This is a genomic window from Maribacter sp. PR66 (genome assembly GCF_028464205.1).
Classification (GTDB): domain Bacteria; phylum Bacteroidota; class Bacteroidia; order Flavobacteriales; family Flavobacteriaceae; genus Maribacter; species Maribacter flavus.
The window spans coordinates 170,294-194,350 of record NZ_JAQPCH010000008.1 but is presented as its reverse complement, the minus strand read 5'-3'; the positions used below and the strand labels follow the sequence as shown (position 1 = coordinate 194,350).

22 protein-coding genes and 1 pseudogene are annotated in these 24,057 nt (G+C 42.4%); 13 read left to right on the top strand and 10 right to left on the bottom strand.

Translation table 11 applies throughout. The features are described 5' to 3' along the window. The 7 genes and pseudogenes from PP181_RS14450 to PP181_RS14420 all read left to right on the top strand — a co-directional run. Positions 1-1,023: pseudogene (locus tag PP181_RS14450) on the top strand (hypothetical protein); the annotation flags it as partial. A gap of 3 nt (positions 1,024-1,026) precedes the next feature. Continuing rightward, on the top strand, positions 1,027-2,187 hold the full coding sequence (locus tag PP181_RS14445) for a gliding motility-associated C-terminal domain-containing protein (protein WP_272637611.1): 1,161 nt from the start codon (positions 1,027-1,029) through the stop codon (positions 2,185-2,187). 232 nt (positions 2,188-2,419) lie between these two features. Further along, complete coding sequence (locus PP181_RS14440; RefSeq protein WP_272637610.1) at positions 2,420-5,689, top strand: hypothetical protein; 3,270 nt, start codon at positions 2,420-2,422, stop codon at positions 5,687-5,689. Beyond that, positions 5,689-6,864: a gliding motility-associated C-terminal domain-containing protein gene (locus PP181_RS14435; RefSeq protein WP_272637609.1), complete on the top strand. Its 1,176-nt coding sequence runs from the start codon at positions 5,689-5,691 to the stop codon at positions 6,862-6,864. The genes PP181_RS14440 and PP181_RS14435 overlap by 1 nt, the downstream gene beginning before the upstream one ends. 83 nt (positions 6,865-6,947) lie before the next feature. Beyond that, on the top strand, positions 6,948-7,676 hold the full coding sequence (locus PP181_RS14430; protein ID WP_272637608.1) for a M15 family metallopeptidase: 729 nt from the start codon (positions 6,948-6,950) through the stop codon (positions 7,674-7,676). A 40-nt stretch (positions 7,677-7,716) separates the two neighbouring features. Beyond that, positions 7,717-8,484 (top strand): M48 family metalloprotease, encoded by a 768-nt coding sequence (locus tag PP181_RS14425; protein WP_272637607.1) that lies wholly within the window; start codon positions 7,717-7,719, stop codon positions 8,482-8,484. 160 nt (positions 8,485-8,644) lie between these two features. Beyond that, positions 8,645-8,812 carry a DUF6747 family protein gene (locus tag PP181_RS14420; protein WP_162850219.1) on the top strand — a complete coding sequence of 56 codons (168 nt, stop codon included), beginning with the start codon at positions 8,645-8,647 and terminating at the stop codon, positions 8,810-8,812. A 99-nt stretch (positions 8,813-8,911) separates the two neighbouring features. Here PP181_RS14420 and PP181_RS14415 read toward each other — a convergent pair whose 3' ends face one another. Then, complete coding sequence (locus tag PP181_RS14415; protein WP_272637606.1) at positions 8,912-9,298, bottom strand: ankyrin repeat domain-containing protein; 387 nt, start codon at positions 9,296-9,298, stop codon at positions 8,912-8,914. Between the two features lie 285 nt (positions 9,299-9,583). Then, positions 9,584-9,976: an ankyrin repeat domain-containing protein gene (locus PP181_RS14410; protein ID WP_154920677.1), complete on the bottom strand. Its 393-nt coding sequence runs from the start codon at positions 9,974-9,976 to the stop codon at positions 9,584-9,586. Between the two features lie 229 nt (positions 9,977-10,205). Between PP181_RS14410 and gpmI the strand changes: the two genes are divergently transcribed. The 3 genes from gpmI (at position 10,206) to PP181_RS14395 (ending at position 13,412) form a co-directional block, all read left to right on the top strand. After that, positions 10,206-11,726, top strand: coding sequence for a 2,3-bisphosphoglycerate-independent phosphoglycerate mutase (gpmI, locus tag PP181_RS14405; RefSeq protein ID WP_272637605.1), 1,521 nt, complete (start codon positions 10,206-10,208; stop codon positions 11,724-11,726). 31 nt (positions 11,727-11,757) lie between these two features. Further along, positions 11,758-12,576 carry a type I methionyl aminopeptidase gene (gene map, locus PP181_RS14400; protein WP_272637604.1) on the top strand — a complete coding sequence of 273 codons (819 nt, stop codon included), beginning with the start codon at positions 11,758-11,760 and terminating at the stop codon, positions 12,574-12,576. Between the two features lie 71 nt (positions 12,577-12,647). Continuing rightward, entirely contained in the window at positions 12,648-13,412 is a 765-nt protein-coding gene (locus tag PP181_RS14395) for a class I SAM-dependent methyltransferase (protein WP_272637603.1), read from the top strand. On the opposite strand, the gene PP181_RS14390 is transcribed toward PP181_RS14395, so the two are convergent. From PP181_RS14390 to PP181_RS14355, 8 genes are all read right to left on the bottom strand, one after another. After that, a complete protein-coding gene (locus PP181_RS14390) occupies positions 13,413-14,411 on the bottom strand; it encodes an FAD:protein FMN transferase (RefSeq protein WP_272637602.1) in 999 nt (332 codons plus the stop codon). It abuts the gene before it with no gap. Next, the gene (locus PP181_RS14385; protein WP_138259381.1) at positions 14,411-14,776 is read right to left on the bottom strand and encodes a Na(+)-translocating NADH-quinone reductase subunit F; all 366 of its coding nucleotides are present in this window, start codon (positions 14,774-14,776) and stop codon (positions 14,411-14,413) included. Before PP181_RS14385 ends, PP181_RS14390 begins: the two co-directional genes overlap by 1 nt. Positions 14,777-14,940: 164 nt before the next feature. Next, positions 14,941-16,248: an NADH:ubiquinone reductase (Na(+)-transporting) subunit F gene (gene nqrF, locus PP181_RS14380; protein WP_138259380.1), complete on the bottom strand. Its 1,308-nt coding sequence runs from the start codon at positions 16,246-16,248 to the stop codon at positions 14,941-14,943. Positions 16,249-16,253: 5 nt separating this feature from the next. Beyond that, entirely contained in the window at positions 16,254-17,015 is a 762-nt protein-coding gene (gene nqrE, locus PP181_RS14375) for an NADH:ubiquinone reductase (Na(+)-transporting) subunit E (RefSeq protein ID WP_272637601.1), read from the bottom strand. 22 nt (positions 17,016-17,037) lie between these two features. Beyond that, positions 17,038-17,685 carry an NADH:ubiquinone reductase (Na(+)-transporting) subunit D gene (locus PP181_RS14370; RefSeq protein WP_138259378.1) on the bottom strand — a complete coding sequence of 216 codons (648 nt, stop codon included), beginning with the start codon at positions 17,683-17,685 and terminating at the stop codon, positions 17,038-17,040. 1 nt (position 17,686) lies between these two features. Next, a complete protein-coding gene (locus PP181_RS14365) occupies positions 17,687-18,436 on the bottom strand; it encodes a Na(+)-translocating NADH-quinone reductase subunit C (protein WP_154920671.1) in 750 nt (249 codons plus the stop codon). 2 nt (positions 18,437-18,438) lie between these two features. Next, positions 18,439-19,701 (bottom strand): NADH:ubiquinone reductase (Na(+)-transporting) subunit B, encoded by a 1,263-nt coding sequence (locus tag PP181_RS14360; protein WP_138259376.1) that lies wholly within the window; start codon positions 19,699-19,701, stop codon positions 18,439-18,441. A 3-nt stretch (positions 19,702-19,704) separates the two neighbouring features. Next, positions 19,705-21,057 (bottom strand): Na(+)-translocating NADH-quinone reductase subunit A, encoded by a 1,353-nt coding sequence (locus tag PP181_RS14355; protein ID WP_272637600.1) that lies wholly within the window; start codon positions 21,055-21,057, stop codon positions 19,705-19,707. 152 nt (positions 21,058-21,209) lie between these two features. Between PP181_RS14355 and PP181_RS14350 the strand changes: the two genes are divergently transcribed. From PP181_RS14350 to apaG, 3 genes are read left to right on the top strand one after another with little or no spacing between them, the layout of a single operon-like run. Then, complete coding sequence (locus tag PP181_RS14350; RefSeq protein ID WP_272637599.1) at positions 21,210-22,460, top strand: type IX secretion system plug protein; 1,251 nt, start codon at positions 21,210-21,212, stop codon at positions 22,458-22,460. Positions 22,461-22,492: 32 nt separating this feature from the next. Then, positions 22,493-23,623 (top strand): DUF3667 domain-containing protein, encoded by a 1,131-nt coding sequence (locus PP181_RS14345; RefSeq protein ID WP_272637598.1) that lies wholly within the window; start codon positions 22,493-22,495, stop codon positions 23,621-23,623. A gap of 5 nt (positions 23,624-23,628) precedes the next feature. Continuing rightward, positions 23,629-24,015 carry a Co2+/Mg2+ efflux protein ApaG gene (apaG, locus tag PP181_RS14340; RefSeq protein ID WP_138259372.1) on the top strand — a complete coding sequence of 129 codons (387 nt, stop codon included), beginning with the start codon at positions 23,629-23,631 and terminating at the stop codon, positions 24,013-24,015. The last annotated feature ends 42 nt before the right edge of the window (positions 24,016-24,057 follow it).

Below are 24,057 nucleotides of genomic sequence, written 5' to 3'. Positions count from 1 at the left end.
GACGTTCTTGACGAGGCCGCAGTGGACGGATTTGTCGCGAACAACGGTTATCTGACCGCCGAGGTGGACGGAAGCATCACCAACGAGATACAAACACTTTCAATTGCAGGAAACGACCTGACACTATCGAACGGAGGCGGAACTGTTACCATTCCAGCTGCGGGAGCCGCCGATTGGTCGACTTTGACAGGAATACCAGCAGGGTTTGCCGACGATACGGACGACGTTCTTGACGAGGCCGCAGTGGACGGATTTGTCGCGAACAACGGTTATCTGACCGCCGAGGTGGACGGAAGCATCACCAACGAGATACAAACGCTTTCCATTGCAGGAAACGACCTGACCCTATCGAACGGAGGCGGCACCGTCACCATTCCAAGTGCGGGGGTGGCGGACTGGTCCACTCTGACTGGTATTCCAGCAGGGTTCATCGACAATATCGACAACGTACTGGACGAGGCCGCAGTGGACGGCTTTGTCGCAAACAACGGTTACCTGACCACCGAGGTGGACGGAAGCATCACCAACGAGATACAAACGCTTTCCATTGCAGGAAACGACCTGACCCTATCGAACGGAGGCGGTACTGTAGCACTACCACCAGCAAATCCAAATTTTGGTGCACAAGATTTAATTACAACCGGGGATGTATATGGCAATAGTTTTATAACCGCAGCCAATGTATATCCAGACTATGTTTTTCAGAAATATTTTTTAGGAAAATCACCTTTAAATGATAATTATACTTTTAAAGATCTTGATGAAATCGAACAATTTGTAAAAGATAATAATCATCTTCCAGGAATTAAATCGGTAAAAGAAATCCAGAAACAAGGTAACTGGAACCTTACAGAAGGTGCTTTAAAAAACCTCGAAAAAATTGAGGAACTTTTCCTCCATACTATAGAACAGGAGAAGAAAATAGAAGCGTTACAGGAAGAGAATTTGGAACTTTCCAAAGAGCTGGAAGCGCTAAAAATCCAAGTAGAAGCCATTAAAAAAATGCTCTCCAAAAAGGAATAGCCCATGAGAATCCTTGTTTTTATATCGGTACTTTTTGGATTGGGAGGCCTAACCGCCCAAACGGCACTATACAACAATGGAAACCTCCGCATCCATGACGGGGGCAATCTGGGTTTTCATACGGACCTGATTAACGATGTCCCCTTTGACGAAAACCGGGGCCTCGTAGGGTTTTACGGGGAGAACGTTTCGGTCTTTGGTACCGTGGTCCCGTTGTTCTACGATGTGGAAGTGGCCGTTGAAAACGACCTCATTCTAACCTTGGGTCTGGATACCCGTAACAACACAAATTTCATTTTCGGGGATGTTTTTACCCCAAAAGCGAACCCTGCGGTGTACTACAACTTCTTGGCGGATGCCTTTTACAACGGGGAAGGCAACCTTCAAAAAATAAACGGTTATGCGGCCATCACCAACAAACAGGATTTTATGTTTCCCGTGGGCAGCAACGACGCTTTGCGGCCCCTGACCTTGAATTCTGAAGGCGTAAATCCCTTTGCCAAATGTGCCTATTTTTTCCAAAATCCAAGTACACAGTCGGTCATACCGGGCAACTTCAGCATTGAGGCGTTGGACGTGGACATCGCAGCCGTTTCCAATACGGAATTTTGGCGCTTGGAAGGCAGCGTTCCTTCCACCATTTCCATCTCTTGGAACAGGGAAAGCAACATGGCCAACCTAACCGATAATGCCACGACCATCATTCCCGTGGGTTGGAGCAAAGTGTCCCAACGGTGGATCAACTTGGAGGCCACTTTTGTTATGGGCGATTTGGAGCAGGGGTTTACAACTTCGGCAACCTTTGTTCCCAACGATTATGAAATCATCACCCTTGGCGTGTCGCAAATACCTTTTGAACCTTTGGAAAAAGAAGTGCTTACCTTGGACAACTTTTTTGTTTCGCCCAACGGGGATGGTATCAACGACCGCTTTTTTGTGGAGGAGTTGGCGGAATCGCCCAACAATATGGTGCGCATCTACGACCGTTTTGGACTAAAGGTATTCGAACAGGCGAACTACGTGGATGAATTCGAAGGGTTTTCCAATGTCGGCAACATTGTATTCGGTCGGGAAGAGGGCCTACCCATTGGGGTGTATTTTTATACGATAGACATGTTGGACCTTGATTTAAAGTATCAGGGCTTTCTGTACCTCGCGAGGTAGTTTTTCTTGTTTACAGTTTATCGATTTAAATAGTGGATAAGGTCTGGGTGTCATAACTCCAATTTATCGACGAAAGACCAATAAATACTTTGATTGAAAGCCTTTTTGGCTTTCACAACAAGGATGCTTCACTTCACAACAAAATATATATACCCGGAATTTTGTGGAATACCTTTATTGTGATAATTGATATTCTGAATCACAAATGTTTATAAAAAGATTTCTACCGCTCTTGCTATTGTTTATTACCCATTATTCCATCGGGCAGGTAAAAATAGGACAAAACCCCAACAGCATTAATTCAGCTTCTATTGTCGAGTTAGAAAGTACAAACAAGGCATTTATTCTAACCCGACTGACTACAGCACAAATGCAATCCATTTCACCTCTAAAAGGTGCCATTGTCTATAATATAGATACAAACTGTGTACATCATTTTAATGGCAGCCAATGGAAGAATTTATGCAATTCGACCCAAGAAGGAACATTTTCCTTTATAGATAATTACAATGGAACTTTTACTATTAACTATAGTGATGGTACCTCTTTTACATCCTCAGACTTAACGGGTCCACAAGGAGAAAAAGGAGAAAAAGGAGATTCAGGGGATGTTGGGGATAAAGGACCAACCGGCGATAAGGGTGAGACCGGGGAAAAGGGCGAAAAAGGAGATGTTGGTGACAAAGGCGAGACTGGGGATAAGGGTGAAACCGGAGATAAAGGTGAAACTGGTGACAAAGGCGAGACCGGAGATAAAGGTGAAACCGGGGACAAAGGTGAAACTGGGGACAAGGGTGAAATCGGTGACAAAGGCGAGACCGGGGACAAAGGCGACAAAGGTGAGACCGGGGATAAGGGTCTGAACGGAGATAAAGGTGAAACCGGTGACAAGGGCCTAACCGGTGACAAAGGTGAAACTGGTGACAAAGGTGCAACAGGGGACAAAGGCGACAAAGGTGAGACCGGTGACAAGGGTGAAACCGGTGACAAAGGTGAAAAAGGCGAGACCGGGGACAAAGGCGAGACCGGTGACAAAGGCGAGACCGGGGACAAGGGTGAAACCGGGGACAAAGGCGACAAAGGTGAGACCGGGGACAAGGGTGAAAAGGGAGATGTTGGTGACAAAGGCGAGACCGGGGACAAAGGCGAGACCGGGGACAAAGGTGAGACCGGGGACAAAGGTGAGACCGGGGACAAAGGTGAAACTGGGGACAAGGGCCTAACCGGTGACAAAGGTGAAACTGGTGATAAAGGCGAGACTGGGGACAAAGGTGAAACTGGGGACAAGGGCCTAACCGGTGACAAAGGTGAAACTGGTGATAAAGGCGACAAAGGTGAGACCGGTGAAAAAGGCGAGACTGGGGACAAAGGCGAGACCGGGGACAAAGGTGAAAAAGGCGATGTCGGCGACAAAGGTGAAACCGGGGACAAGGGTGAAACCGGTGACAAAGGTGAGACCGGTGAAAAAGGCGAGACCGGAGATAAGGGCCTGACTGGTGACAAAGGCGAGACCGGTGATAAAGGTGAGACCGGGGATAAAGGTGAAACTGGGGACAAGGGTGAAACCGGTGAAAAAGGCGAGACTGGGGACAAAGGTGAAACTGGGGACAAGGGCCTAACCGGTGACAAAGGTGAAACTGGTGATAAAGGCGACAAAGGTGAGACCGGTGAAAAAGGCGAGACCGGTGAAAAAGGCGAGACTGGTGACAAAGGCGAGACTGGTGACAAAGGCGAGACCGGAGACAAGGGAGAAACCGGTGACAAAGGCGAGACTGGGGATAAGGGTGAAACTGGGGACAAAGGTGAAACCGGGGACAAAGGTGAAACCGGCGACAAAGGCGAGACTGGGGACAAAGGCGAGACCGGGGACAAGGGAGAAACCGGTGACAAAGGCGAGACCGGTGACAAAGGCGAGACCGGAGATAAAGGTGAAACCGGGGACAAAGGCGAGACTGGGGACAAAGGCGAGACCGGGGACAAGGGAGAAACCGGGGACAAAGGCGAGACTGGGGACAAAGGCGAGACTGGGGACAAAGGTGAAACTGGGGACAAGGGTGAAACTGGGGACAAAGGCGAAAAGGGAGATATTGGTGACAAAGGCGAGACCGGAGATAAAGGCGAGACCGGAGATAAAGGTGAAACCGGTGAAAAAGGCGAGACCGGGGACAAGGGAGAAACCGGTGACAAAGGCGAGACTGGGGATAAGGGTGAAACTGGGGACAAAGGTGAAACCGGTGAAAAAGGCGAGACTGGTGACAAGGGTGAAACTGGTGACAAAGGCGAGACCGGTGATAAGGGTCTGACCGGAGATAAAGGCGAGACCGGAGATAAAGGCGAGACCGGGGACAAAGGCGAGACCGGGGATAAGGGTGAAACTGGGGACAAAGGTGAAACTGGGGACAAGGGTGAAACCGGCGACAAAGGCGAGACCGGAGATAAAGGTGAAACCGGTGAAAAAGGCGAGACTGGTGACAAAGGTGAAACTGGTGACAAAGGTGAGACCGGGGACAAAGGCGAGACCGGGGACAAAGGCGAGACCGGGGACAAAGGCGAGACCGGGGACAAAGGTGAGACCGGGGACAAAGGTGAGACCGGGGACAAAGGTGAAACTGGGGACAAGGGCCTAACCGGTGACAAAGGTGAAACTGGTGATAAAGGCGACAAAGGTGAGACCGGTGACAAAGGCGAGACCGGTGACAAAGGCGAGACCGGGGACAAAGGGGAGATTGGAGATAAAGGTGAAACCGGTGACAAAGGCGAGACTGGGGACAAAGGCGAGACCGGGGACAAAGGTGAAAAAGGCGATGTCGGCGACAAAGGTGAAACCGGGGACAAGGGTGAAACCGGTGACAAAGGCGAAACTGGAGACAAAGGTGAAAAAGGCGAGACCGGTGACAAAGGCGAGACCGGAGATAAGGGTCCTACAGGTGATCCAGGTTTGGAGGATCAAACCCTAGAAGAGGTGTTAACTGAAGGCAATTCAGCTAACAACACGAAAATTATTGATTTGGGAAATCCAACGAATGAACAAGATGCAACAACGAAGATCTATGTTGATAACCTGCCTAGAGTTTATGTAGGAACCTTTAGAATAACCTCCACAGGTAATATCACAATTAGTGGATTGCCCTTTAAGCCCTCTTCAATAACATTTACGGCCTATGCAAACGTTGAAAATTTTGATATGGACACCGATAATGGAGTCGGCAACAATAATTCTGGAATAGCAAACTCCTTTGGCAATATGAGAGGGTTTGCAAGAAATGATAGCGGAACTATCTCAGAACAAGTAATCTATATTGGTGGCAGTGGTAATTCTATCAATGATATTTCCAGATATGCTTCCAGTTCCCATTCTATTGGGCTCAGATATTCAAATCAAAATGGTGATAAGTTTGGACTTACAACAGCAAGGGTTACAAGCTTTAACACTAATGGATTTACTTTGAACACTGATAATTTTACAGACGGTATTGTTGTCATTTTTGAAGCTTATAGATAATGTGGAATTCATTTAAATATATAATCTGCAACTTAGGGTTCCTTTCAGGTTTTATGGTTTTAGGACAAGAGGCTCTTCATAATTACGGAACCATAAAAATCCATGATACAGGTGTCGTTGGTTTCCATATGGATGTCATCAATGATGGGGCCTTTAATCAGAACATGGGTTTGGTAGGGTTCTATAATCAAAGTAAGGAATTGGTACTTTCAGGAAATTCCAATCTGGTTTTCTTTGATGTTGAAGTAGCGGTTGACCATGGGTTTTATCTAGAAAACACAATGGGTGTTTTGAACAATCTAAACCTAATTACAGGTAATTTATTTACTTCCCGTTCACAATCGGAAATCAACATAAGTTTCTTGAACGATTCGTTTTATGTGGGTGAAGGGAATCAGAACCACGTAGAAGGATATGCTTCAATTCAAGGAAAGGAAAGTTTTACTTTTCCAATTGGTGACGGTACAAAACTTCGTCCTTTGACTTTGACTTCAAATACAATTAACGATTATGCAAAAAGTGCTTATTATTATGAGAATCCAAATAGTCCAAGTGTTTTTGGAGAATCTTTTGACACCAAAAAATTAGAAACAGAATTCCTTTCCGTCAGCAACTTTGAATTCTGGCATTTAGAAGGAGAGAAACCATCCTATGTAGACTTATCATGGAACAGGGAAAGCAACATTGGAATTCTAGTCGACGACATTTCAGAACTTAGGGTAGTAGGTTGGAGCAGTAGGAATAGGAAATGGGAGGATTTAGGAAATTCTGGCTTCGAAGGCAATATGAGCCAAGGCAAGCTTACCTCGAACACTTTTACACCCAATGATTATAAAATTATTACCCTGGGCGGGAACAAAGGTATGCTACAAAGCTTATCTTCTATAGACCTCGACAATTACTACATGACTCCTAATGGTGATGGAATAAACGATAGACTGGTTATTGATGGCATTGAAAATTCACCAAACAATTCCTTGCAGATATATGACCGGTATGGAATATTAGTATATTCAAAGGCAAATTACAACAATGAGTTCGAGGGAATTTCAAACAGGGAATCAGTAATTGCCAGAAATTCGGGTTTGGCATCAGGAATTTACTTTTATGTTATCAGTTTAAACGACCTTAACATAAAACATCAAGGATATTTATATTTAACCGCCCATAAATAATAGGCCTTGGAAGTTTTACCAGTATGGTAACCGAATATAATTAATTAAGTAATTTTAAGTTATATAATTATAGAAACCATATTATGAAACGAAGATCCTTTATCCAAAAAAGTAGCGGAGCGGCCTTGGGGCTTTCCTTGCTTCCAAACCTTATCACGCAGGACATGGGCTATTCCACGGCAGAATTGATGGGAAAGGCCAACATTGAACTATTTGGAAAGGATATCAACCTTCGAAAAGAAGCGCACGACGCTTTTTTGGAAATGAAAAAGGCGGCCTATTCAGATGGCATCGACCTTAAAATAGTTTCCAGTTTCCGGGATTTCAGTAGACAGGAAGGTATTTTTGAACGCAAGTACATTACCTATACCGATGAAGGTATGGAACCCATGGCGGCCATTGAAAAAATAATCGAATATTCGACCATTCCCGGAACCAGCAGGCACCATTGGGGCACGGATGCCGATATAATCGATGGTTACAGGAATGTGGAGGGCGATGTACTCGACCCTGAAAAATATGGCAACGGCGGTCCTTATGAGGACTTTAAGTTATGGATGGACAAGAATTCAGAAACCTACGGTTATTACTTGGTCTATACAGACGACCCAAAAAGAAGGGGATTCAAGTACGAGCCATGGCACTATAGCTACGCTCCTTTGTCCATACCCATGTTGGAAGCCTACCGGGGCATCAATGTGGTAGCCCTACTTGAAAAAGAGGAGTTTTATGGTGCGGAGCACTTTACACGGGCCTTTTTGCGCAGTTATATCCAAAACAATATTTTGGACATCAATAGAGCACTTCTGTAACTCTTTTGTATATTAGGTTCTACTATAGAACACTAACATTATGAGAAGAGGAAGTTGGAAAATCCGAATTTTTATCGGTTTGGCCATAGTGGCCTTCGCCTTTATCCAAAAATGCAACAACAAGGAGGAAAACCCTTATACTGGCCGTACCCAAACCATTAACATGTCCCCGGAGCAGGAAATCGCCATTGGATTGCAAAGCGCTCCGGAAATGGCCCAACAGCACGGCGGACTCTACCCCGATGAAAAATTACAGGCCTTTGTGGATGCCGTTGGAAACCGCTTGGTGAATAACAGCATCGCCCAACAAACACCCTATAAATACGATTTTCATCTGTTGGCCGATGACCGCACGATCAATGCCTTTGCCTTGCCCGGCGGACAGTGTTTTGTTACCTATGCCCTATTCCGCCAATTGAACGAGGCCCAACTTGCGGGGGTTTTGGGCCATGAAATTGGGCATGTGATTGGTAGGCATTCCGCCGAACGGATCGCGGAAAGTACCTTCTGGCAAACAGTGACGATGGGAGCCTCCGTAGGTGCGGATATGGGCGATATTGTAGGCAGCATCGGACAGAATACCCTTTTGACCAATGGTAGGGACGACGAATTGGAAAGTGACGAACTGGGCGTTTTGTTCATGATACAATCCGGCTATGACCCCAATGAAATGATCAAGGTCATGGAAATATTAAAGGCGGCCGCCGGGCCAAACCGGGTCCCTGAATTTCAGAGTACACATCCCGACCCGGAAAACAGGATTGAAAAAATAAGGGAAGCCATAGAAAAATATAGGAACGAAGGTTAAACGTTAAATTTTGCGTATAATCGGATTTATATACTAATTGCCCTATCCTTTTTACTATATTTATGATTCCCGAATCGCTTTAACTACTAAAATTTGACCCTTATAGCTTTGATTTAGTAACACATGCCGATGTTTATTGGTATCTAAACAAGACACTATAATGGGAACACTTACACACTTCAAGAATCTTTATGTTGGCGCATTTGAAAACTGCAAACCGGAAATATTGGTGGTGATCTTAAAGGTCTATTCCGTATTCTGCGCCCTGATGTTATTTATGGCCATTTATGCCTTCACGCATAGGGCTTTAAACGGTTTTGAATTTTAATTGGTACTCTTTTACTTGAACACTATTTAGAGTATATTATGAATAAAAAGGCCCATCGGTTTCGATGGGCCTTTTTCTAATTCAAATAATACCAATAAATTAAGAATTGGAATTTAGTACTTCCAATACATGCGTAGCCTTGGACATTTCCGCATACTCCTTTACCGTATAGCCCTGGTCGCTTTTTATGTTCAAATTGGCCTGGTTCAACAATAATACCTTCATCACTTCTGCTTTGTTGTACCTTGCCGCATACATGGCAGGTGTCATGCCCAATGACTTTTCGTTTACGCTTTCACCGGTGGCGATCAAGCTTCTTACTTTGTCCACATCCCCTTGCATGGCCGCTTTGCACAGTGAACTGATATTATCGTTCATGGGCGTTACGATTGTATGGTTTCTAGGTGCGTCTACATTGACGTCTGCATAGGAACTGGAAAAACTCAAAATTCCCAATGAAATGGTTAATACTATTATTTTTTTCATAATAAGGTTATTAAATTGTTGTTCATTTTTACTATATCCGTAAAATTAATCATCCTATTTTATGGATATTTCATTTTAAGAAAAAAATAATAAAAAATTAACAAGGGGCAATATTTTCTTAACACTGCGCTTCCAATCCCAATTCCCTTTTTGAAAAAATTGGATATGGCCGTTCGCTTTTGGCTGGCCAAATAAACGAAACATCATTTTTAGGAAAGAAAAAAGGCCTGTTCCATCCAATAAAGGAACAGGCCTTTCGTCTTTTGATTGATGATTTGTTGCACCTTAGCTGCCGCTAGCACCCTCCAACACGGCAAGTGCATCGGTTGCATTTGAAAGTTCTGCATACTTGGCCACGGAGTATCCTTGGTCACTCTTTGCGGATAAATCGGCCCCGTGATCAATAAGCAATTGAAGTACTTCCGCTTTGTTGTAACGTGCAGCGAACATTGCGGGGGTCATGCCCAAGGATTTTTTGTTAACGTCCTCTCCCAATTCTATCATTCGCTCTACGGTTTCAATGTCGCCCTGCATTACCGCTTTACAAAATGAACTAAGGTCATAGTTCGCTTTGCTTTTTTCCAATTTGATTTGATTTTTGATGGGCGTTGCGTTGGCCAAAAGACCAGTGCCCATGAACAGAACCGCCATGGACAAAGCTAGGATTGTTTTTTTCATGATGAATGAATTTTTAATTGATGAATAGATTGTTATTATATAATTATAGACGGGCCTTATGGCCTTATGTTACAGGATTAACACTTATATAACTAAATTTTAACAAAAGCCGTAAATTAAAGTAAGACTCTCTAACAATTTCGCATTCTCTCGCAAAAAGAGTATTCAAGTTCTAGTTATACTTAGGGAATCCTAGTATTTTTGACACATACTATTTAACGACCTACAAATGAACAAGAAAGTTATCTTAATGATATTGGATGGATGGGGCAAATCCCCAGACCCAAAAGTTTCGGCAGTTGACAAGGCCAATACCCCTTTTATCGACAGTTTATATAAAGATTACCCCAATGCGAATTTACTCACGGACGGGATGAACGTTGGGCTTCCGGAGGGGCAAATGGGCAATAGCGAAGTAGGACACATGAACTTAGGAGCGGGTAGAATCGTCTATCAGGACTTGGCAAAAATTAATTTGGCCGTGAAGGAGAATTCCTTAAAGGACGAACCTGCACTGAAGGATGCATTCCAATATGCGAATACGAACGATAAACCAATTCATTTTTTGGGTCTTTTGAGTGATGGTGGGGTGCATAGCCATATTGACCATTTGAAGGGGCTTATATCCGCAGGTTCGGAATCCGGAGTAAAAAATATGTTTATCCATGCCTTTACGGATGGTAGGGATGTAGATCCCAAAAGTGGTAAAGGATTTTTGCAGGATTTGGTTTCGTTCTGTTCAGGAACAAATGCGCAATTGGCATCCATTGTTGGTAGGTATTATGCCATGGACCGTGACAAACGCTGGGAACGGGTAAAAAAAGCCTATGATGTAATGGTCAATGCCGAAGGGGAAAAATCCATGGATATTGTTCAAAGCATCCAAAACAGTTATGACAACAATGTAACGGACGAATTTGTGGAACCCATCGTTATGGTGAATGATTCAGGCCATCCTGTTGGGCAAATCAAAGAGGGCGACGTTGTCATATTCTTCAATTTTAGAACGGACCGAGGTAGGGAACTTACCCAAGTGCTCAGTCAGGAGGATATGCATGAGCAAAACATGCACAAACTCGATCTTTACTACGTGACCATGACCAACTACGATGATTCCTTCAAAGGCGTCCATGTAGTATACGACAAGGAAAATATAAAAGAAACGTTGGGAGAAGTACTTGCTAATGCCGGCAAGACCCAGATACGGATTGCGGAAACGGAGAAATACCCCCATGTGACATTTTTCTTTAGCGGTGGCAGGGAAGTACCCTTTGAAGGAGAAAAGCGGTTGTTATGCCCTTCTCCAAAAGTAGCTACCTACGACCTACAACCGGAAATGAGTGCCTACGATATTCGGGACGCCATTGTACCAGAACTTAAAAAAGGGGAAGTTGACTTTGTATGCCTCAATTTTGCCAATCCGGATATGGTTGGCCATACCGGGGTTATGGAGGCAGCGATAAAAGCCTGTGAAACGGTGGATGCATGTGCCAAGGATGTTATTACCGCAGCCATCGAAAACGACTATTCCGTGTTGGTCATTGCCGATCATGGAAATTGTGAGACGATGATAAATCCGGATGGAACACCCAATACCGCCCATACCACCAATCCTGTACCATTAATTCTGGTAGACAAGGATGTTAAGCATATCAAGGACGGTGTTCTTGGGGATATCGCCCCCACCATTTTAAAATTGATGGGTGTAGCACAATCCCCCTTTATGACCCAAAAATCCTTGGTGGACTAGCTTAATCCAAAATAAGCGTACTTTTGCACTTATGGTAAAAATAAAATCGGCAGAAGAAATAGAACTCATGCGCGAGAGCGCCCTGATCGTATCCAAAACATTGGGCATGTTGGCATCGGAAATAAAACCAGGAGTCAATGCCCTTTATTTGGATAAATTGGCAGAAACCTTTATTAGGGACCACGGCGCTTCCCCAGGCTTTTTGGGAATGTACGATTTCCCAAATACCTTGAACATGAGCCCAAACGCACAAGTAGTCCACGGAATCCCAAATGGTGAACCGCTTAAAGATGGGGATATTATTTCGGTGGACTGTGGTGCCCTTAAAAATGGATTTTATGGGGACCATGCGTATACCTTTGAAGTTGGCGAAGTGGCCCCAGAGGTAAAACAATTATTGAAAGTGACCAAGGAATCGCTTTACATTGGTATTCGCGAATTCAAAGTAGGCAACAGGGTTGGCGATGTAGGTTTTGCCATTCAAAATTATTGTGAAAGCCATGGGTATGGTGTGGTACGTGAACTTGTTGGCCATGGACTGGGCAAGAAACTGCATGAAAGTCCGGAAATGCCCAATTATGGAAAAAGAGGGCGCGGGAAAAAGTTTGTAGAAGGTATGACGGTGGCCATTGAACCTATGATCAATATGGGGACAAAAAACATTAAACAACTTAAGGATGGCTGGACCATTCTCACTGCAGATGGAAAACCCAGTGCGCATTTTGAGCATAATGTGGCCATTGTAAACGGAAAACCAGAGCTGCTATCCACATTCCAATACATTTATGATGCTCTGGGTATTGTATCAGATGAGGAGCTTGAGTTTAAGCAGGCTAAGCTACAATCTTAAATATTATTAAAGAGCAATTTAGAGACAATCCGATTTCTATTGGAAAATACCAACGCTCGCTTTTCGGGTAGATGAAGAAAATTTTCAAATTTTTTCTGAACCTTATACCAAGACCAGTGCTTATCAAGCTAAGCTATTGGGTACGGCCTATATTGTCCTTTTACTATTCCGGAAACAAATACGAAGATCCCATAGATGGGAAAAAGTTCCGCAGTTTTCTGCCCTATGGTTATGAAAATCCTAGGGAAAATGTGCTTTCTCCCTCTACCCTTTCGTTGGAAAGACACAGGCTTTTATGGCTTTTTTTGAAAAACGACACCAATTTTTTTCAGGATACCCTAAAGGTATTACACTTTGCCCCGGAACAGGCCTTTTATAAAAGATTTAAAAAGCTGAAAAATCTTGCGTATACCACAACCGACCTAAACTCGCCTTTGGCCGATGTTAAAGCCGACATCTGCAACCTACCTTTTGAAAGTAACAGTTTTGATGTTATTCTTTGCAATCACGTGCTGGAGCATATTCCAGATGACACCAAGGCCATAAATGAACTTTTTAGGGTTTTGAAACCGGGCGGTTGGGGTGTTTTCCAAATACCCCAAGATTTAAGTAGGGAAATAACTTTTGAAGACCATTCCATCACGGACAAAAAAGAAAGGGCTAGAATATTCGGTCAATACGACCATGTACGCATCTATGGTAGGGACTTTTTTGAAAAGTTAAGGTCTGTAGGTTTTAGGGTTTACGAAATAGACATGACCTCTAAAATGCCCCCAGAGGACGTCGATAAATACAGATTGGCCCAGGGAGAAATTATCCCTTTGGTCAAAAAATAACTATTCCACCAAAAGTTCCTTAAATCCTTTGGTGAGAAATTCTTGGGTAACTCCCTTTTCATCCAAATAAATAATATACGCTTCAAGGTCTTTGTTATAATTAATGACTTTAAAGGCCTCGTGCAGGTCCATCGCCATAAATGCCGTAGCGTAGGCATCTGCCGTTGCACAGTCATTCGCGAGAATGGTCACCCCCAGTGTATTTGAATTTTTAGTGTAACCTGAAATAGGGTCAATAGTATGGACATATTTTTTTCCAGAAATACTATCCACCCTGTATTTCCGATAATTTCCGGAGGAAGCCAAAGCCCTATCGGACATATTTATCAACAATTTCATTTGTCTACCCATTTCCGCTTGGGGATCATCGATACCCACCACCCAGGGTTTTTCCTTTTCAAGGTTAATCCCTTTTGCCACTACTTCCCCACCAACTTCCACCAAGTAATTCTCAATACCTTTATTGTCCAACATAACGGCCAACCTATCAATTGCATATCCTTTGGCGATGGCATTAAAATCGAAATAAATATTCGGGTTTTGCTTAATGACCCTATTCTGAGGTGAAATGGATACTTTATTGAAGCCTACATACTGCAATAAACTATCCACGGTAAGGCTATCCATGGAAATCTGTTCCCCAGGCCCAAAGCCCCATGCGTTTACCAAAGTACCTACCGTTGGGTCAAAATATCCTTTGGTCTGTTTGTGTACCTTTCTGGAAAGCTCAAAAACCTCTTGAAACATTCGATCTACTACAACCAGGCTATCACCCCTGTTTATTCTCGAAATATCCGAATCAGGAATATACGTCGATAAGGATTTATTGACCACTGTGAAGACGGAATCGATTTCAGCTTGGAAGTCAAGCTTTGCATTCCCCAAATAAATAATATTGTACGTAGTTCCAAGGGCCTCTCCCCTAGTCTGATTCCTAACGATCCCTCCCGTGCAGGAGAATAGTAGGAGCACTCCTGCCAAACACATCCATTTACCCATTATTCAATTTCAATTAAACCGTCATAATCCACGATATATTCCTCGTTCAGGTACACCGGTAGATTGTAATCCTTTGCATTTACCAAGCCCACCGGCGCATAAAAGGTTTTCGCTTCAAATTTTAAGGCATGGTCCCTCATTTTGTTTAAATCGGCCCTAAAAAAATCCAAATCTTGCGGATCTCCTGGGTACTCAATGGCCTTCACTACCACAAAACTCATTTTTGTTTCCTTTATACAAACGAATTGAGGGTTCTTTCGAAGTTCACTGTTGACCGCTAGAAATTCGTATCCATCTTCCACAAGCTGCTTCCCCACCAAATTCATGGCTAAATTATGAAGTTCCTGTTCCGATAATGGTTGCATGTATTCAAAGTTTTATTCCTCCTATTTGAAAGTTATTTTCAATGGCATTTCTAAAGTTAGTGAACTCTGTGTTTTTCCGATTAAGAAGAAACGATAAATCCCACCCCAAAAAAAACCGACATGCATGCATATCGGTTTTTACATATTCTTGTTTTCCTTTTTTACTAGCCTCCGAAATCGTCAAATCGAATGTTTTCATCAGGAATACCAAAATCCTCGCCCATTTTCTGAACCGCTTTGTTCATTAACGGGGGACCACAGAAATAAAGTTCAATATCCTCGGGTGCCTCATGCTTACTCAAATAATTGTCTATCACACAATTGTGAATAAATCCAACGAAGCCGTCCCCTGGTGCATCGATATCTTCCTTGACCTTCCAATTATCCTCTTCCAAAGGCTCGGAAAGGGCCAAATAAAATTTGAAATTCGGGAACTCCTTTTCCAACTGGTAAAAATGGTCTAAGTAAAACAACTCTCGCTTAGACCTACCTCCATACCAATACGATACCTTTCTTTTTGTCTTTAATGTTTTGAAAAGGTGATATAAGTGGGAACGCATCGGGGCCATTCCTGCACCTCCACCAACATACAACATCTCGGCATCTGATTCATTTATGAAGAATTCTCCGTAAGGACCTGATATAATACAATCGTCACCTGGCTTCAGGTTAAATATGTAAGATGAAGCAATACCGGGATTTACATCCATCCAACCATTTTTATTGCGATCCCATGGCGGTGTGGCAATACGGACGTTCAGCATAATTTCGCGTCCTTCAGCCGGGTAGGAAGCCATTGAATAGGCCCTTTCTACCGTTTCCGGATTTTTCATCACCAGAGGCCATAGATTGAACTTATCCCATTCTGCCTTGAACTTATCAGGAGTTTCATGTTCCTCTGGGTGGGCCGTGATATCGATATCCGCATATTTGACTTCACACTCCGGAATCTCTATCTGAATATATCCTCCAGCCTTATAGTTCATATCTTCTGGAATTTCAACTACAAATTCCTTAATGAAAGAGGCAACATTGTAATTTCTAACCACCTTGGCATTCCATTTCTTAATACCGAAAACCTCTTCAGGTATGGTAATTTCCATGTCCTGTTTTACCTTCACCTGACAGGCCAAACGCGCTCCATGATTCAATTCCTTTTTTGAAAAATGAGGTGTCTCGGTCGGTAGTGCTTCTCCACCACCGGAAAGCACATGGCATTCACATTGAATACAAGTTCCACCACCACCACAAGCGGATGGTAAAAATATTTTCTGATTTCCCAATGTAGAAAGTAAAGAACTACCCGATCCCACTTCTATCTTTTTTTCACCATTGATTGTAATGGTTACGGGACCTGAAGGGGATAATTTTTCCTTGGTGAACAATAATAAAGCCACTAATATCATCAGTAGAATTAAAAAAGCGACTACTGTAATCAATATTGTTCCGCCTGTGCTTGCAGCTAAAATCATGCTAATTATTTTACGTCGTTATAGGAGATTTCCTTTTTGTCGATCTCAGAATTATTTTCAGTTACCTCTTGGTTGGTCACTTCCTTTTCTTCGCTCTTTGGAGTTTCGATATTTACGGTTTCCTGAGCATCTTCGGCTGCGTCATCCCCACCGGTCAACATACCACCGAAACTTTGAAAACCAATTCCCATTAATCCGGTTATGATAAAGGTTATCCCCAATCCCCTCAATGGTGCTGGAACATTGGAATAACGGATTTTTTCACGGATGGCCGCGATGGCCAAAATGGCCAAAAACCAACCAATACCGGAGCTTAATCCGTAGTTAAACGCCAATCCAAAGGTTTCGATTTGCCTGGACTGCATAAAAAGTGATCCACCAAGTATGGCACAATTTACCGCAATCAAGGGCAAGAAAATCCCCAAGGAATTGTAAAGTGACGGTGAGAACTTTTCCACTACGATTTCCACAAGTTGTACCATGGTTGCAATGGTAGCAATGAACAAGATAAAAGAAAGAAAGCTTAGGTTATAATCCGCATACTCAGGTCCCAACCAGGCCAATGCTCCATCTTGTAATAAATATTTATCCAAGAGCCAGTTCATGGGAACTGTTACAGCAAGTACGAAAATGACTGCTGCCCCTAGTCCTACGGCCGTGGCCACTTTTTTGGAAACCGCCAAATAGGAGCACATCCCCAGGAATACGGCGAATACCATATTATCAATAAAAATGGACCTAAAAAATAATTCTATATGCTCTAACATAATATTATGTGTAAGTGTATTCTTAATTCTCTTCTACCAATGCAGGATTTCTAGATCGCTGCACCCAGATAATAATTCCAACAACAATGAGGGCCGCAGGAGGTATAATCATGAATCCATTGTTTTCATAGCCAATAGAATAAAGGCCAGTCTTTTCAATTGGATCACCCAAAACTGGAAATCCAAATAAGGTTCCTGAGCCCAAAAGTTCCCTAAAGAAACCTACGATTACCAAAATAATTCCATAACCCAAGGAGTTCCCTATTCCATCCAAGAATGATCTCCAAAGACCATTTCCCAAGGCAAAGGCTTCAAAACGTCCCATGATGATACAGTTGGTAATAATCAATCCTACAAAAACGGATAGTGTTTTACTTAGTGGATAAGCAAATGCCTTTAACACCTGATCCACTACAATTACCAAGGTGGCTACCACTATCAACTGTACGATAATTCTAATCTTGGAAGGGATTATATTTCTCATAGCCGATATAACTACGTTTCCCACACCCAAAACGAACATAACCGCGATGGCCATAACCACGGAAGCCTTTAGTTCTGCGGTAATTGCCAAAGCCGAACAGATACCCAATACCTGAATAGTAATCGGGTTGTTATCCGCCAGGGGATCTTTTATAAGATTCGCATCCTTTTTTGATAAAAGTGCCATATTAATTGGTTCTAATTGTTTGTAAATAATCCTTGTAAAGATTTACGGTCTCCTTGATCATGGCCGCAACCCCATTGCCGGTAATGGTTGCACCTGCCAAAGCGTCTACTTCATTATCGTCCTTGTCATTGTTCAGGGGATCATTGTTTCCTTTGGCAACATTTATGCCCGCATACTTAGTACCATCCATAATACTTTCACCTGAAAAGTCATCCATGAAATAGCGTTGGTTAATATTGGCTCCTAATCCGGGAGTCTCCCCTTTATGATCAAAGAATACCCCTTGAACTACCATTTCACTATCCAAGGCGATGTAACCCCAGATATCATCCCAAAGACCTTTTCCGTACATGGGGATCACATAAAATTTCTTTCCTTCCTTTTCACCAATAAACAATGGCAACTCTGGAGTTTGACCCTTTTTAGCCAAGGCCAGTTGCTTTTTCATATCGATCAAATAAGCTTCCTTGTTTTCAACGACCTCATCCCCCTTGATAACAATTTGCTCGGTTATGTATTGGGAGAACTCACTCTCAACTTCATCTGTTGGGACAAAATTAACGCTCCCTTCGTCGGCATTTTCATTGACACCCATTGCATAGAGTATATTTTGCTGTTTCTCAAAACGCATATTTTCGTTGATTCTACCGCTTAATCCTGTAGCTAGAAAAGCAAGTATTGAACCTACAACGACCACCATGACCGAGGCAAAAACCACGGTATACACATTTTTATCTGTATTTATTGCCATAATTAAACCGTTTCTACTTTTAATTCTTCAGCCTTACCGTCCGTATCCTTTGGTAGTACAACGGCATTCTTAAATCGCTTCATTCTTCGTTTTACGTTTGCCTGTACCACGTAGTGATCGATGGTGGGCGCAAACACGTTCATCAACAATATCGCCAAGAAGACACCCTCTGGATAGGCGGGATTGAAAACGCGAATCATTACAGATATAAAACCAATGAAGAAGCCATATATCCATTTACCGCGATTGGTCTGGGAACCTGTAACAGGGTCAGTGGCCATATAAACAATACCAAAAGCCAGACCGCCCACAATCAGATGCTTCCAAAATTCAAAGCTCATTAAACCATAAAACTTACTAGTTTCGGTAATCCAACCCATTTCGACCACTTGGTTGAAAATTAGACCCATAACCAAAGATCCAATTACGGCACTAAGCATTATCCTCCAGCTGGCAATCTTACTGAAAATCAAAAAGAGGCCTCCAATCAATATCAAAAGTGTGGAAGTTTCCCCAACAGAACCCGGAATAAAACCGAAAAACATATCGGACACTGAATAACTCACCTCGGCATTTTGGGCCAAGGAACCTAAGATTGTTTCACCTGAAATGGCATCCGGACCACCTGCTCGTTCCACGGCACCATGCACCCAAACCTTATCACCACTCATCCATGTAGGATACGCGAAAAACAGGAATGCACGTATTGTTAGGGCAGGGTTCAAAATATTCATTCCGGTACCGCCGAATACTTCCTTGCCAATTACAACTCCAAAAACGACGGCAACGGCCAACATCCACAACGGGGTATCAACGGGAACGATCAGGGGAACCAACATTCCGGTTACCAAATAACCCTCTTCGACCTCATGCCCTTTAATTACGGCAAAAATGAATTCCACAATAAGTCCTACCCCATAGGAAACAACGACCAAAGGCAAAACTTTGATTATGCCAATCCAGAAATTGTCCCATGTCAAAAAGTTTTCGAAAAAAGACAATGACCTTGGAGTTCCATTGGCCGCATCAATGGCTGCATAATGCTGATAGCCCGCGTTGAACATGGAAAACAGCAACACAGGAATAAGCGCCATTATCACAGTGTTCATGGTCCTCTTTAAGTCGTCAGCAGCCTTTACATGCGTACCGCCATGGGTAGTTTCATTGGGAGTGAACAAAAAAGTATGAAAGGCATTGAAAGCAGGCGCCATCTTTTTGCCTTGATACTTCATTTTCAACTCATGCATTTTACTTTTTAAACTCATATCTTATCCTATTTCTTTTTGCAATAAATCCAATCCTTCACGAATAATTTTTTGATGGGGTTGTTTGGAAATACAAATGAATTCAGTTAGAGAAAAATCCTCAGGTGCAACTTCATAAAGCCCCAATTGTTCCATTTCATCCAAATCCTTCACCATACATGCTTTTAGCAATTGTAGGGGATAAATATCCATTGGAAAAACTTCCTCATATTGCCCTGTTACCACAAATGCCCTATGTTCACCATTAGTGTTTGTGGTCAAATCATATTTCTTTTTAGGCTGTAACCAAGAAAAAGTCAAGGCCCTGGTAGTTGAAACTTTATTAAACACAGGCTTGTTCCATCCGAACAACTCATAATCATTACCTTCCGGAATCACAGTAACCGTATTATTATAAAAACCTAAATGACCATCTGGGGCACTTTTGGATCCGGTTAGCACATCGCCGTTAATGACTCTAAAGTTTTCATCGTTTACACCACTAGCATAGAGGAACGTAGAGATTTCAGCACCGATTTTAGTACTATAATATTTAGGAGATTTAACGGACGATCCAGCCAATGCCACGATTCTTTCCGCATTGAAATTACCCGTATTGAGATACTCCCCGATGATGACCAAATCTTGGGGAGAAACGGTCCAAACCAACTCGCCTTTGTTAATAGGGTCAATTTTGTTTATCTGTGTCCCGACCAATCCAGCAGGATGTGGGCCGGATACTGTATGTAATTCGATTCCTTTTAAACCCGACAATGGCGAATTTCCGGAAGCACCCACGGAAACATGTATTTTTCCGGGAGTAAGTTTACCTAAAGCAGTTATAGCTGTCTGCAACTCCTCCTCCTTGCCTTTCAAAACATAATCCAAGTCAGCGGCCAATGGAGCCGTGGCATAGCCAGAAATAAAGATAGCTTTTGGAGTAGTGTTAGGGTCGGCTATGACATCATAGGGACGTTGTTTTACGAAAGGCCAACAACCGGCCTTCAACAAGGCAGTTTTGATCTCTTGACCTGATGCCTTTTCCAAATCCATTTTTTTGTGCTCAACAACCTCTTGGGTCTTATCGGCCAAAATCTTCAACCTGAGTATCCTTCTACGCGCGCCCCTCTCAATTTCCACCAATTCACCACTTACCGGAGAAACGAACAACATTTTCTCATTGGCTTTACTGTAGAACAATGGCTCTCCAGCTTTTACCTCGGCCCCTTCCTTCAACAACATTTTAGGAGTTATTCCGTGAAAATCATCAAGCTTTATTGCGTAAACATTGCTTAGGACCGCTTTGGAAGTAGACAACTCGGAAGCTCCTACCAAATTGATGTCCAGTCCTTTTTTAATTCGAATGTCTTTTGACATATTATTGTAGACCTTAGGTTAACAAAATTTGCTGCGAATTTACTACTAAATGAAAAGTTTTCATAATAATTAACCATAAATTAGGCATTCTATCGAGGTAAATTTTTTAGGCATCCTTTTTGTTTACCTTTAACCCAAATATTAATTGTTAAATGCGATTTTTCCTTAAACAAATAATTGTTGGCCTTCTCTGTATTCAAGGCGCGTTGGCCCAGATACAAGAGGAAATCAATCCCCCGGACCATATTAAGTCGGTCATATTTAGAGGACCTACGGACGATCAATTTCCTGTAGTTCAGATTGGGGAAACCCTTCGATTGGAATTCGATGACCTATTGGCAAACGAACAGGATTATTATTATAAGATAGTCCATTGTGATTATGACTGGACCCCATCGGACCTTCTTAAATCCCAATATCTGGACGGTATCGATAATCAACGAATCATAAATTACGAAAATAGCTACACAACGTTGGAGACCTATTCCAACTATCAGCTTACCATACCAAATGAAAATGTACGTTTAAGGGTTACCGGTAACTACCTAATCGAAATCTACAACAGTAGTTACGTGCTCCAATTCTCAAGAAGGTTCATTGTTTATAAGGATGTCGTAAAAGTTGGTGCCGAGGTAAAGCGTTCGCGGGATTTCAACTTTTTAAATGAAAAGCAGGTGGTTCATTTTAGGATCAATCCAGGTAATTTTCAATTGGTAAATCCAAAACAGGAAGTCAAAGTTGCCATTATCCAAAACAATTATTGGGAAAATGCCATCTACAATATAAAGCCACAGTTCACCTTGGGGGCTGAACTGGTGTACCGGTATGATCAGGAAACCGCATTTTTTGGGGGCAATGAATATTTGTTGTTCGACACCAGTGACCTAAGGGCCCCGAGTTCCCAAATCGCAAGAATAGAAATAGGGGATCGCCTTTACAATCATTATCTATTCAGTGACAATTTTAGGGCGAATGAACCCTACACCTACTTTCCGGATATCAACGGGGACTTTGTGGTTAGGACCTTGCAAGGGGACGATGCCTCTAGGGAAGCGGAATACACCAAGGTCCATTTCAGCCTACCATATACAGAAGCATTAGGACTTGACGATGTATACATTTTTGGGAAATTCAATAACTATGCCCTATCCGAGGAAAATAAAATGACCTACAACGAGAATAACGGAATGATGGAAGCCACCTTGATTTTGAAGCAAGGTTTTTACAATTATAAATACGTTACAAAAAACGAAGCTGGCAAAATAAATTTGAATACCGTTGGCGGAAATTTTCATTTTACGGAAAACAACTACATGATCTTGGTATATTACAGAAATTTTGGAGACCTTTACGATAGTATTATAGGAGTGGGCTCCGCAAATTCCAGAAACATCAGTAACTGATTTTATCGGGTCCCTGTAATCTAACATATTCCATGGAGACCAAACCAAGCGTTAATACAAAAGGGCGTTACCAGCTTCGGTACAGGGGAGTGGAATGCCTTAATTGTGGTCACCCTTTGGACATAAGCGATAAATACTGCCCACATTGCTCGCAGGCAAACAGCACTAAAAAACTAACCTTAAAGGATTTTTTCGAGGAGTTTTTTTCCAACATTATTTCCTACGACTCAAGACTACTTAGAACCCTAGCGGCTTTGCTTTTACGGCCCGGTAGGATTACCGCAGACTATATCATGGGCAAAAGGATGTCCTATACCAATCCATTTAGGTTTCTGTTAAGTTTGGCCATCATTTATTTTTTGCTCATTGGACTTTCGGGTAATTTTGATCAATTGAACCGTTACGGTTCCAACTCCAAGGACTTGCCTATAAATTTTGGTAGTTCCATGGTAGAAGATTATGATTTTGGGGATAATGAGGCCGATAAAAAAGAAGTCATGGCCCAGCTGGATTCCCTGAACATAAATGGACTTATTTCGGAAAGGATTAGGATACGGGATTCCATCATTATGAAAGATCCAAAAAAGCAAGTGGAAGCGGCCAACCAGAAACCATTTTTTGAATCACTTTTTCGGAAACAGGAAATTTTCACAACGTTGATCGAGAAGGATACTTTTTACATATTTGAAGAAGCAAAGACAAAATATGGGTTAGAGGACACCTGGCACAATAATTTTTCCTTCAATACAGCGCAAAGTTTGATACGGGTAAAAAGACAGCCGGGGGCCTATATAAGTTCCGTTTTTTCCAAATTGCCTTTTACCACATTTTTCTTTTTACCGGTCTTCTCGCTCTTCATTTGGTTGGTATATATCAGAAAAAAATATACTTATACCGATCATTTAATCTTTAGTTTTCACAATCAATCATTGTTCTTTATCTTGCTCATTATTAGCTATATGTTCGATGCTGTTTTTGGAATTGACACTAGTGCTATATTTATCCTGATTTTCGCCGTTTACCTCTATAAGGCAATGCGGAACTTTTACCAACAGGGCAGATTTAAAACTATTGTTAAATATATTTTCCTAAATACAATTTTCGTTATTTTAGCTGGTATAGGAGCTGCACTATTGTTTGCAGGTAGTATGTTTACCTATTAGATATTATGACAACACAAGTTACCAAAGGCATTAAGATTTCCGTTAAAACGAATTTTGAAGGTACTTTCTTCAAAAATTACAAGATGCATTATGCTTTTGGATATACCATTACCATCGAAAACCAGAGCAAGGATTCCGTTCAACTTACGTCACGCCATTGGAGAATCTATGACTCTTTGAACGATGTGGAAACCTTGGATGGTGAAGGGGTAATAGGGAAAAAACCTGTTATTAAACCCGGTGAGTCGCACACCTATAATTCGGGATGTCTTCTAACCTCTCCAATTGGAGCTATGAAGGGACATTACAACATGATAAACTTTACCACCACGGAAAATTTTAGGGTGTATATCCCAACATTCAAGTTTAGTGCCCCATTTGCCCTGAACTAAATAGGTTTTAACCTCAATTTAGTTTTTATAACAAACCCCTTT

Bases quoted from the DNA above. Each gene is read 5' to 3' on its own strand.
- PP181_RS14445 (WP_272637611.1), top strand. From the start codon at position 1,027: ATGAGAATCCTTGTTTTTATATCGGTACTTTTTGGATTGGGAGGCCTA.
- PP181_RS14435 (WP_272637609.1), top strand. From the start codon at position 5,689: ATGTGGAATTCATTTAAATATATAATCTGCAACTTAGGGTTCCTTTCA.
- PP181_RS14430 (WP_272637608.1), top strand. From the start codon at position 6,948: ATGAAACGAAGATCCTTTATCCAAAAAAGTAGCGGAGCGGCCTTGGGG.
- PP181_RS14425 (WP_272637607.1), top strand. From the start codon at position 7,717: ATGAGAAGAGGAAGTTGGAAAATCCGAATTTTTATCGGTTTGGCCATA.
- PP181_RS14420 (WP_162850219.1), top strand. From the start codon at position 8,645: ATGGGAACACTTACACACTTCAAGAATCTTTATGTTGGCGCATTTGAA.
- PP181_RS14415 (WP_272637606.1), bottom strand. From the start codon at position 9,298: ATGAAAAAAATAATAGTATTAACCATTTCATTGGGAATTTTGAGTTTT.
- PP181_RS14410 (WP_154920677.1), bottom strand. From the start codon at position 9,976: ATGAAAAAAACAATCCTAGCTTTGTCCATGGCGGTTCTGTTCATGGGC.
- gpmI (WP_272637605.1), top strand. From the start codon at position 10,206: ATGAACAAGAAAGTTATCTTAATGATATTGGATGGATGGGGCAAATCC.
- map (WP_272637604.1), top strand. From the start codon at position 11,758: ATGGTAAAAATAAAATCGGCAGAAGAAATAGAACTCATGCGCGAGAGC.
- PP181_RS14395 (WP_272637603.1), top strand. From the start codon at position 12,648: ATGAAGAAAATTTTCAAATTTTTTCTGAACCTTATACCAAGACCAGTG.
- PP181_RS14390 (WP_272637602.1), bottom strand. From the start codon at position 14,411: ATGGGTAAATGGATGTGTTTGGCAGGAGTGCTCCTACTATTCTCCTGC.
- PP181_RS14385 (WP_138259381.1), bottom strand. From the start codon at position 14,776: ATGCAACCATTATCGGAACAGGAACTTCATAATTTAGCCATGAATTTG.
- nqrF (WP_138259380.1), bottom strand. From the start codon at position 16,248: ATGATTTTAGCTGCAAGCACAGGCGGAACAATATTGATTACAGTAGTC.
- nqrE (WP_272637601.1), bottom strand. From the start codon at position 17,015: ATGTTAGAGCATATAGAATTATTTTTTAGGTCCATTTTTATTGATAAT.
- PP181_RS14370 (WP_138259378.1), bottom strand. From the start codon at position 17,685: ATGGCACTTTTATCAAAAAAGGATGCGAATCTTATAAAAGATCCCCTG.
- PP181_RS14365 (WP_154920671.1), bottom strand. From the start codon at position 18,436: ATGGCAATAAATACAGATAAAAATGTGTATACCGTGGTTTTTGCCTCG.
- PP181_RS14360 (WP_138259376.1), bottom strand. From the start codon at position 19,701: ATGAGTTTAAAAAGTAAAATGCATGAGTTGAAAATGAAGTATCAAGGC.
- PP181_RS14355 (WP_272637600.1), bottom strand. From the start codon at position 21,057: ATGTCAAAAGACATTCGAATTAAAAAAGGACTGGACATCAATTTGGTA.
- PP181_RS14350 (WP_272637599.1), top strand. From the start codon at position 21,210: ATGCGATTTTTCCTTAAACAAATAATTGTTGGCCTTCTCTGTATTCAA.
- PP181_RS14345 (WP_272637598.1), top strand. From the start codon at position 22,493: ATGGAGACCAAACCAAGCGTTAATACAAAAGGGCGTTACCAGCTTCGG.
- apaG (WP_138259372.1), top strand. From the start codon at position 23,629: ATGACAACACAAGTTACCAAAGGCATTAAGATTTCCGTTAAAACGAAT.